General features: G+C 41.5%; 5 protein-coding genes. All 5 read right to left on the bottom strand.

Annotated elements, in window-relative coordinates; genetic code table 11:
• Positions 1-21 precede the first annotated feature (21 nt).
• Positions 22-933, bottom strand: a complete 912-nt coding sequence (locus AC59IL_RS26670; RefSeq protein WP_496555273.1) for a hypothetical protein — start codon at positions 931-933, stop codon at positions 22-24.
• A gap of 14 nt (positions 934-947) precedes the next feature.
• Positions 948-7,670 carry a carbohydrate binding domain-containing protein gene (locus tag AC59IL_RS26675; protein ID WP_496555274.1) on the bottom strand — a complete coding sequence of 2,241 codons (6,723 nt, stop codon included), beginning with the start codon at positions 7,668-7,670 and terminating at the stop codon, positions 948-950.
• A 152-nt stretch (positions 7,671-7,822) separates the two neighbouring features.
• Positions 7,823-8,407: a hypothetical protein gene (locus tag AC59IL_RS26680; RefSeq protein ID WP_496555275.1), complete on the bottom strand. Its 585-nt coding sequence runs from the start codon at positions 8,405-8,407 to the stop codon at positions 7,823-7,825.
• Positions 8,408-9,517 carry a hypothetical protein gene (locus AC59IL_RS26685; RefSeq protein WP_496555276.1) on the bottom strand — a complete coding sequence of 370 codons (1,110 nt, stop codon included), beginning with the start codon at positions 9,515-9,517 and terminating at the stop codon, positions 8,408-8,410. It abuts the gene before it with no gap.
• A complete protein-coding gene (locus AC59IL_RS26690; protein WP_496555277.1) occupies positions 9,514-11,697 on the bottom strand; it encodes a hypothetical protein in 2,184 nt (727 codons plus the stop codon). Before AC59IL_RS26690 ends, AC59IL_RS26685 begins: the two co-directional genes overlap by 4 nt.
• Between the last annotated feature and the right edge of the window lie 29 nt (positions 11,698-11,726).

The following is an 11,726-nucleotide window of genomic DNA, read 5'->3' on the forward strand; positions in this document are numbered from 1 at the left end:
TATTTGAGCAAATATCATACGTTAGGGTTCAATGGTATTTAATAGCTGATAATCTTTATAGGCAGGGGTGAATAATATGCCGGTATCACTAACCGCAGTAATAAATTTTTTTTCGGGGCAGAAGTCATTTTCCTGGAGGGATAGCTGTCGCACCTGGGAAAATAACACTTCCAGATAATAGGAATAAGTTGTTACAAAATTATCGTCACCTTCCTGGGTTTCTTTTTGCTTTTGAGGGCTACCTCCTTGCTGAGTATCCTCATCGGGTTCATCATCTATAGAATTTAACCGTAACATACCTATGAGCATTTTATGTACCCGGTAATTATGCGGCGAATAATAAATCCTATAGCCTTGAATATCGGGGTCGGAAATATGATCGATGGTTAATATTTTTTCATCCCCATCTTTAGTAACAAGCGCATGGGCGCCACCTTTTTCCAAAAGCTTTTTAAAGCTTCGTATATCAAATAATTTATGCCCTTTGTGAAAAACCGAATTTTGTGAAAAGCTTACGGTTTTATTATCATTATCGACGGACAATAGGAAATTCTTTTTAGATACTAATTCCATAGGGCCGAGCCGGTAATAATAGTTGCCATTTTGTATACTATATTCGAAAGGATGTTCTTCAATCACCCTTTCGGTCGGCTGGTTGTCATCAATCACTTTAATTGTGCCACGATATTCCATCCCGGTTTTGTCATAATATGTTTTTACGAGATTTGCAACCTCTGCCCAGGGATTTTCGCCGGTGGGCGTTCCTATCACCTCCACACTGTCGTTAACCTGTGTAGTTGAATCTGTCTCAGATGCAATGTTTTGTTCTCCTTTCGATTTGGTGACTTGAGTGGTGGCCCCGGAATAAATGAGGGCCAGTATGACAATAGCCAAAAGCCACTTATATGATTTTGCGAGTTTGGTCAAATTCATGGTTCTTAAAGTTTTTATCTTTTTCTATAAGATGACCGGCTTTCCCGGATTGTCATAATTCCCCGTTCAGTTTCCTTTTTCACCCTTATCAATATTCCTTCATCATCATATTCATAGAAAGTAGCAAAATTGTTTTCGTCGAGTTCCGCCCAAAGGCGCTGACTGGAAGGATCGTAAGCAAATGTTTTCATTTCACCATCGAAGGGATGTATTCGTATATCGTCAATATAGACGGTGCCGCTTGAGGGTTGCAATTGCAGGCTAAAACTGGCGGAAGCAGACGGAAGTACAAAGGGCACTTCAACTCGTTTCCAACCTTCAACAACAGGCCATTTGGTAGCACTGCTTACCAGGTTACTTCCATTTATAATCGCCTGCATGGTGGTAGTCGCATCCCTTGGACTGCCGTCTTTTACCCAAAAGCTTAGCACATATTTTTTACCGGGGATTGGTGAAAAACCTTTCGCAAGTTCATTGGATTGTAAAGTATACCTGCCATTATCAAAACCATAAAGACTGCCCGAAGTACCCATATAAACCGTTTTTTTCAGGGTAACGCCGCTAGTCAGTTTTAAACTGCTTTTTCCACTGTGAGCGTATGCACTTGTAATTTGAATAGAGCTTCCGTTAATATATTTTCTGAAATTGAAATGACCGGTATTACAGGTATCGTAGCCACCACAGTCCAGGCTAAAACCATAATCTTCAAAGCCATCATACCCGATCTCACGGTATTGCGCATTAGCAGCAACTGCAATAGGTACAGATTCCAGGTACCCGAAAAGTGCGGAACTGTACCGGTTCAGTGCATCTTTATTTTCAACTTCTATCCCTTTCGAATTAAAACAGGTAATCTCACCGGCAGTAATCCACCGGGTATCATTGCCGGGATTACTTTGCCAGGTCATGCTACTGTAGTTATATTGCCAGAATGGATTGAATACACTATAAGCACCCGACGCTCGAATTTTTGTGCTTCCAAATACCGAAGAAGAACCTATCATGTTTTCACGGCTTACCTGGTAGACGTTATGTGATTTAGGCCGCCAATTGCCGAGTATACCTGCGTAGTAAGGATTGACAATTGCATTGGTACCAAAGTTTACCTGACAGATTTGTGTATCCCGGCACATATATACGCCCCCGGTTGAATCAAGGGTAAAGCCAGGATCACAGGAGAAATTGGTATACGTGCCTGTTGCAAAATGCTGGTTTCGGAAATCACGGGTGGTAAATACTACGTTGAGGCTGTCATCACTCGTTGCATTCATTAATTGACTGGCGGTATTGTCATATATTTCTGCACCAAACCCTGCCACCTGCCCATCAGCGTTATTCCAGCCTTTCAGTTCTATTGTTCGCCAGCCGGAATCAAGAGGCACTTCAAAAATGTGCCATATCTTAAAGGTTCTATCAATACTGCCACCCCAAATGCCGCTTTGTGCTTTGATTGCATTCTGATCCTGGCTTACAATAGTCGTTCCGTCAACTGTTATTTCAACCTGGTTGTCGCCGCCTATTCCAATATAGTAGTGATGCGTAGCAGGTACTCTGAATCTGGTCGTAAAACCAACCCACCGCAAAACAGGCGTATCGGCTCCGCAGCGCCATACAGCGCACCGGTTCATGGGGCCATCTGTCGAGTTTATCAGAGAATTTTTCCAGAAGTTATTTGTATAACTGATTCCTGTAGGTGTATCAATATAAGTACCATTAGTGTGATAATGGCCATAACTGTAAATGTAAGAACCGAGGGAACTATAAACATTATCACCTCTCGAACATACCGAATCAAAATCACTGCTTACCGGTGGTTGAGGATAATGCGCGTAAGCATGGTAACAATAAGTGCTGTCTCCTGAAATAATACAGCCTTCAGGACATACTGGTTGACCACAATTTTGAATAACCGGCACGCTCCATTCTTCACTGAACACCGTGGCTTTGGCATCCAGGATTTTTGTTAGCTGGGTGATATCGAGCCGGTCGCCGGAAATTGGATTATTTAATGATGTAATGGTGGCTATTGCAGTACTCGCCATATTCCTTCGTCCGGAGCGAAGCAATTTTAAAGTGAGGCCGTTTACCTGTTGTAAAATTCCCGATTCGTTTATCAACCTATTTTTATAAGTCCCGGAAATAGGCGAATTAATTATCCAGTATTTACCCGATGTATTTACATCGATAAGTTCATCACCCGGCACCAAAATGCTATTATAAACAGCATTAGTAATTTCACCATTTGAGTTAGTTGCAAATCCGCTGAGAATAGAGCCAAGGTTTTGATATGCCTGTCCCATGCGGTCATATACCCAATGGGCAGGATAAGCAAAGGAGTACACCGGATCGTCAAATTCATTTTGGGTTTTGGACAGTAACACATTACCGGTTTCAGCATCCCACAAAAGATTCTCCGTGGTAATGGAAGAACCATTATCCATTTTGCGGGTCTTGTTTTGAATGGCAAAGCGGTGAATGATTTTTACCGTAGAACTGGCCCTATATGATCTTCTATCATAGTTTACTCCAATACCCGGAAAGAAAAAAGGTAATGGTATAATAAAAATGGAACCTGATCCGCCGCTTACTCTAACACTTACACCCAAATTATCTGTGGTTTGCTGACGCATATCGCTGAACATTTCAACATCCATCCCAATGGCGCCATCTGAAACAATTCCGTCACTGCCTATCACTTTCACATTGTTATTTAGGGTTTTCGTTTCGGCCAGTTCATTTTCGGTTTGATAGGAGTATTCAATACTGGAAATATTCTGCCCCGATTTATTGAATATTTTCATTGATTTGGGCTTTCCATGCATATCATTCAACTCAATCGAATATCCTTGCGAAAGTCCTATATTATCAACCGATTGATTACTGAGTAACTTAAACAATTTACCTGTGCCTGGTTTGCGTTGCTGCAGGCTTGTTATACTTACTTTGGTAGGAAATTCTTTAGCTGTATAAAACTCATTCACAGTTACGCCAGTGCGGTTCACTGTTTCGCCGTCCCCTGAACCAATAGCTTTTACAGTAACTCTGCTATACCCAACAGTCGCCGCAGGAAAGAAAGATTCGCCAAAAGGTTCTTCGATATAGTAGTAATTGTCAAGGCCCAGGAACTGGTTTTGCTTATAGCGAACCGGTTGCCTGAACGGGTTTTCATCATTACCAAGCAAAGGTTCGTAGCTGGCTACTCCGCTTGATATGGTGCGTCCCTTGGCATCTGTAGTAGTATAGTCAAATATTTGTGTATAAGTGGCCGTTTTTGCCCCTGTAGCGCCCGACATTACCGCCCATTCATCAGAAACTTCAATTTTCTTTACCCGGCTGCCGCCACCCAGTTTTTTCCAGGTAGGTGCACACAATCTTACCCATGACTTTGACAGATCAACATGGTCGCTATAGTTTCTATTCTTTGCCCGCTTATCAAAACCATAGATCAACTCCTTAATGGTGCCGAATGCCGTAACCAGTGCCTTTATTGCCTTTTTTAAATTGGTGCCATCATCGGAAAAATTATCTGAACCCGGATAAGCATATTTAGGTAAGTTCATGCGCAGGAATTGCCATCCTGCTTTGGCAATGGTATTGACACCGCTTTTCTTTTCAATCTTTATTTTCGCAATATTATTGCCGATTAACTGAGGCGTACCTATAATTTTCGCATAGCCGGGAACGAATTCCTTGTGTCCAGAATTATCCAGGTCAATTAAAAATTTGTAATAAAGGTTATCAATACCCTCAAAGTACCTTTCCAGCATTTCGCTTTGACTGTTAACAGTCTTAGGCAGCGTGACATATATATAATCGGCATTGATAAAACCTGTGGAATCGCCCTGCGTATTAACGCCCTGCAACATACACATTTGAGAAGCCCGTCGATCCTGTACCCAGGCATAATCATCAGATTCATAGGTGATATGAATATTCTCACCTGAAGGAGTTATTATTTCATTCAACTGCCATGCAGAAGCATATTTATTGGTAAGGCTGGTATCTTGTAGCGTGTAAGGAAATTCAGAGTTATTTAAGCCGTTTGGATTGTCGCCGGCATTTTTATATAAACCCCAGCGATCATACTGACGATAATCGTAATGATTGTAAGATGTATCATATGAAAACTCATAAGGATTTAATTTTCCCTTTTGATTAACGCCAAATGTGAAATAAACTTTCTTCAGAGTTAGTTTTCCACCACCGCCGATACTATTAGGCAGCCCTTTGCAAATGGAATAATCATATTCAAAGTGAACTACTTTAATGGGAACTGTCAAGGTCGGATTATTGTTATTCATCCTAAGATCAGATTTTGAATAAAGCCTGATCTCTTTTAAATATTTTAATTTATGTAAAGTATCAACGGCGCCACGGCTGTCCTGTACTCCCAAACCATCCTGTCTGTCGGCCAGGACAAATTGCGCAACCATTGTTTTGGATTCAATGGAGTGCAGATACCATATTTCCTTTTGTCCGTATACATAACTAGCCCTGTCATCCTGGGGATCGCTTAAAAACCCCTCATTATAGTTGGCCGTATCCTGCCCAAATGCAAAAGGCGTTCGCCAGTTATACAGGTTATTCAGCTTTGTATAATTAAACTTTACAGCCGTGCCCAGGTCGTCATCCGTAACACCATTACCTGTTCTGTCTACATAGTCGGGGGATAAAACGGCGGTAAGCAAGTAGGAAGTAGCGTAAGATGGCGTTTTCTCCTTGCTGTAATAATGTTCCAGGCCCTTTGAGTTACCCGTAGAATTATCTACACCATTTGAGTAATTGATCAACCCTTTATGCCTGAGAGAAAGGTTTTCGCCAATGCTAAATGAAACTTCTTCCTGGTAGGTATTGTATACCGGGATACCATAAACAGATCTTTTACCATCGTCGCCTGTAATCGTTATTTCTGAAAAATGGCTTGATTTGCGATAGTCGCCCACACGGGAAAACGTATTTTTTATTCCATTGCTATTACAATTATCTAATACCAAAGAATCCGGGTAATAATCTTTGATGGTTTTATCAAGGGCGTGATTAGATGCTTCTTTTGCCGTTAAATAGCTGAATGTAGTATTGCGCACCTCGCGCTTATCTCTTTTTAAAACAGGGGTACTTTCACCGTCCGGAGAGGCGATTGTTCTTAACTGATCAGAAGCTTCGGCACCCGAAACCACATCTGAAATCTTTTTAGGAAGGTTTACAGCGGTGGGGAATGTGCCTTTTATTTTACTAACATAATTTTTATCATAAGGTACAGGTTCGCCAATACGTTTAAAATAGGCAGATTCATAAAGCGGTGTCAATACGGATTGTTTCTGAAAATCGCCTTTTGAAAGAAAATTATTGCGCTTTCTCCATTTTTGAGTTACTGTTTGAATGTTCTGATAATACAAATCCGCTCCTGCATCAAACCATAATCCAGCACCCGCTTCAAAACCTGCTGTAAATTCATTACAGGAACTGACCGATCGCTGATCAAAAAATACTCCAGAACTTCCGCGATATAGCCGGTATTGCCCGCCGCCATCCTGACTGGAAGCAGTAAACAAGTCATATGTTGGAATAGGTATGGGAAGGTATTTTATCTCACTATTATAGGGAACATCCTTTTCACGGTTAAAATCCATTAAAGCACCCGATTGATCTACCCCGTTTTCACTATTGAGGTATCCAAAAGCAGGTGACCGTTTTATTGATTCAGCGATGTGTTGTTTTGAGTAAAATCCTGTTATCCCCAAACCCAGATATGCAAAAGACAATTCGACACCGCCATTGAACGATAAAGTAAAGGACGTATTCCTGTTTGCATGGTCTATAGTTGGTGTATAGGTTGGGCTATTAAAAGAAATAAATGAATTGGCACCCGATTGCCGGTCGGTGGCAATTTTTTGTACCCCTTTCAAACTAGTCACTTCTTTTTTTGCATCAAAAGAGGTTCCAAGCGTCATACCGGTTAATCCCATCCTTGAATTATAACCAAAGCCGATGGATTTGGATAAACCATATTGCTTGTCATTCTTTGAAATATTTTTTAGAAGGATACTTTGATTTAGGGATATGCCCGCGCCGTCAAAGGAACTTAAGCTTAATCCTATGGAAGGCAAGCCAAGGCTTTTACCTGTGGAAGAATCTTTTTTAGATTGAGTATATTCACCAGCTACGTAGTCGGCAAGCGAAATCCCAGCATTCGCGCCTATATCAACGCCAACACCCCGGTAATTATCTACCTGTACTCCCGCACTTAATGTAATCGACAAATTCAGCTTCTTTTTTTTCTTTTTCTTTTTAACCTTAAATACAGGAATACCAAGTAAATCAAGCGTTGCAGAAAATCTGCCACCTTTAGTAATATGATCCTTAACAGATAACTCCCTTTCCAGCTTTTCCGATCCGTTAAAATCATCGGGCAAGCCCCGAAGCTGACGGCTTACTGATCCTACATTTACACTCCATCCATTTCCAACCCAACTGGCTTCGTCATCCATGCCCGAGCCGGAATGATAGGCCAGGTTCACCGGGTAACCACCTACATCAAGTAATGGAATGTTATACGAAAAGTCGCCGGAGAAAAGATCAACCATGTCGGAATTGCCCATTGGTTCAAAGCCCTGCATTTCGGGTTGCGAAGGGCCTGACGTTAATCCATACACTGTTACCGGTGTAATCAGTTCAAGGGTCATAACCAGCATCAGAAATGCAGCAATTGGTTTCTGGTATTTCGCAATTAGTTTCATCGAAAATAATTTGGTTAGCCTCTGCTACGTAAGCAAGGGGCCCGCTCAGCTTAACTTTTGGACAATACTCTTCCTGTACCCCTGTTACGGTAGTTTTTAAACCATCGCAGGATTTACTTCGCTCATCCGATAGCTATCGGATGAGCTCAGGATTAAAGACCGGGAATTTTTTGGATATCTTTCTGGCTATACACAAACGCAATATCTCCCAGACCAAAAATTTTATCCTTGTAGAGTAGAGTAAAATCACTCTTCTGCAAACGGCTGTCGACGTTTTGAAATGCTACCATGTATTCATAACTACCGGATACACCATTTTCAATTTTCTGGCATATGACCGGATTTAATGAATCACCTGCGCATACCAACTTAAAGTCGTTTTGCATATCAAAATTCAGGTACAACACTTTGTCGTTTGCCCGTTTTTCTACTGTTGTCTTTTCAAAACATACATTAAAATAACAGTAGTCTTCATGGGATGAACGGTTTTGGCTTTGCGGATTAATGGATGTGGGTACTGTATTGTTATCTGTTTCCCGATAGCGATCGGGATGGTTGTTGCGATATTGATCAGGCAGCCATTTGGCAATTACTTTTACATCGCCAACTTTTATCGACTGCACTATTTTATTTTCAGGGTCGTTGATAAAATCGGCCAGCCGTTGCTGAGGCGACCGGTGTGTACAACTGATAATAAGCGCACTCAAAAAATAACCGATACTCCTCTTTAAAAGCATTTATTCGTTTTTATAAATAAACCGTAATCGCAGGTTCCTGTTATTAGGCAGGTGAACGATTAGTATATATTCTTTGCCTGTTTTAAAATCTTTTTTCTCCGACAGATCAATATCATACTTATTAAGTCCCGGCATTAGCTTCAGGTTTGGTAACCCTTTAACAGGTTTACCCGGATCGTCCATAGCGGCAATAGAATAACTGAGCTCTCCGGCAGCATACGGATTGTTGAGCGAAAAGCGCAACCAGGTATCGGCAATGTAAAAGTCACCGCCTTCGGTTTCTTTTAATTCGCGATAACTATCCTTTGTCACCTCTCTTCCCTTATCCTGACATTTATAAGTAAAAGTCCAAACCTCTGATCGTGCCAGGATAGCCTGCGCAGCATATACCACAACCTGCCATGCATACTTTTGCCCTTCTTTTAATTCGGGAGCATTGGTAGGGTAAAACAAAGTATTACCTGCAATATTTGCCTGGTTAACAACAGGCGGGTTAAAGGTGATGGCTTCTACAATATCCTGCTTGTCTTTTATTTCGGTTAATACCAGCCGAAAGCGCGCATCTACGGGCAGTGGAACAGGAGGCTGCCATATGAATTGCGGCCGTCTGTTACATATTTCATCACCATCAACAGGATTTATCAACAGCAAAGGAGTGCGTGCCTGCAACTGTTGCACAAAGCAATTTTCGAATACAGGCGGCAAACGCGGATCTTTTGCATCAGAAATATCTACCTCATAACAATATTCATACTCGCCTTCCAGAAACTTTCCGGTTTGACTGGCTGTTAATCCAAAATTATTATTGCCAAACGCAAAGCGTGCCGTTGCAAATGCCGATTTATTTATTTCATTGGCGCCGGGATGAATTAATAACGAGCCCGTTTTCACAGTAACTACATTCATGCGACCCTGCCGTACCCTGATGGTCAGGTTTGCATGCAGATCAGTGGGTAATGTGCTAATGATCTGTGCATAAGCCAACCCATCGAGCGATTGGCCATATATCGCCGGTGAAAAATTAACAGCAACCTGTGCCCGTACCGCCTCCGCTGCAAACAACAGCAGGCAGGAAATAAAAAATGCTCCTATATTTTTACAACACTTCATTTCTTTATTAAATAATTAATGCTGATATCGGTACGGAACAAGCCATATAATAACGGCTGATATAATTTCAAATTCTTTCTGGCATCAACATAGACGTTGAAATTAAACCGGTCGTTCAGATGGCCCGAAACAGATTGTTTAATGCCCACCTGGCTGTACCATCCTTTTACGCTGTTATATGAAAGCGATGATGATAAACTGATTTTTTTCAATAACAGATAAGTCATTCCTGCCTCTGTTAAAAAAGAGGAATTGAAATACACGTACTGCGAATGATTATTAACATAGTCGTACTGCGTATTCAGGTAAAGCAATTTGCTGTTGAGGGTTATGTTTTGAAAGCTCGACATGGTTAAAGAAGTGTTCAACACCGGATCACTTCCCAATACATACTTATTCTTTTGCCAGGCAAGGGTAACATTGTTGCGATAATATATACCTGCAATCCTTTGCGCCACCGTACCATCGGCACTTAGTCTTTCCAATGAGGTTACGGTGCTCTTTTGTCCATCCTGTACCCTGATCATTTTATTGGGCATGTAGCGGATGCCAACAGATTGTCCCTTCCTTAATTTCATACGCAAATCCATCACCGTATAAAAATTCCGCCATACTTTATCGCCTTCATCGCTGAAGTTATATTCGCGCATATCGCTTTTTACCGATGCCTGTAGTTTTCTTTTCCAGAACGACTTCTTAACATTCAATCCAAACTCCTTACCTCCCGAGGTTAAGAACGTATTACCGGGATTGGTATATCCTGGTGCGGTCATATTCGCATGTACCCCGTACGATAAATCCTGATCAACCAGTTCATCTTCGTACTTCAGGGCAAAGGCCATGCTGTTCAATAAATTGTTTGAATTCAACATACGTTGTGTGGCAGTTTTGCCAGGCAAGGTGCTGTCAGATTCAACTGTTTGGTTGTATGTAGTGGCAGAGCGCGATAGCTCAGCAGTGATGCTACCTCTTTCACCAACAGGCATTTCGTTGCTGATGGTGGTAACTACTGTGCTGCGAAAACTATTGGTAGCTGTTAAGCCGCTGAGCGAAGCAAAATTATTTAACGAACCGAGCGACTGGTTATAGGTCATTATCGAAACGCGTGAGTTGGCGGCCGAACTACTGCCTATTCCCACACTGATCATTTTGGCATTACCATCGTTCGAAAGCACGCTGTTGCTAAATGGCTGATCGAGTATCGAATTAAAGGTTTTTAGTTTTCCCATTCCAAGCATCATAAACCGGTTCTTATCAAAGATTTCGGTATTGATACCTTTGTTCAGCAAATGCTGCACCGATAACCGGCTTTCAGATAAAGTATTTTGACCGATATTAAGTGTGTTGAGCTTCAAAAAAAGCTTTTGCAAACCGTTGAGTTGTAAATGTTCTTTGGCCAGCTTAACAGTAGTAGCAGGGTCTTTTGCAATTTTATCGAGTTGCTTTTTATCAAGCAGGTCCAATTGCTTTATCTTTTTCATTACACCCGACGACTCCCATTGGCTTTTATGTTCTTCTACTTTTTGAACCAGCGCATTTACTCCCTTTACCTTCGCTACTTCCTGTTGTAGTTGCTGCAGTTCATTTTCATTAACAGGCTGGCCTGTATTTTTTTTGTTTTGCAGTTCGGCCAGCAGCTTTTCTTTGTCGGCAACAGATTGCATATACTGGTTATTCAGCAATTGCTCACGCACAGAATGAACATCTTTCGACATCATTGTTTTTAAGTCGCCGAGCTCACCGATCTTATCTTTCAGCTGATCGCCAAAACCTTCGTTTATTTTTTCGAGGTCTTTTTTTAACGACTGCTCTGCCTGTTGTTTCATGCCGTCGATCTGGTTGCGTATATCAGTTGCTAAAAATTCTTCGGGATTGAATTTATCTTTCAGATTTTTCTTCAGCTGTTGCAGGTAGTCCTCTTTATTGAATTGAACCGCGAGGTTATTAAAACTATTGTTTGAAACATCATTCCATGTTTGGTTGTTAAAATGCACATCGAAGGGTATGGTGGCGACTGACCAACTGCTGCTTACCAAAAAGTCGCCGTACCAGGTGCGGCCTGAAGGATTAATATACGAGCCTTCATTATCGGTTCTGTTATATTCAGCGGCGGTATGGTGTAATGCGATAGGATTCTTATTTATGGCCGACAAAGGCAACAGGTTATTTACCTTAGTCATGTCGGTGAGTTTGCGCTGTTGTGCCTGGA

The organism is Niastella sp. sgz303648, from assembly GCF_059587045.1.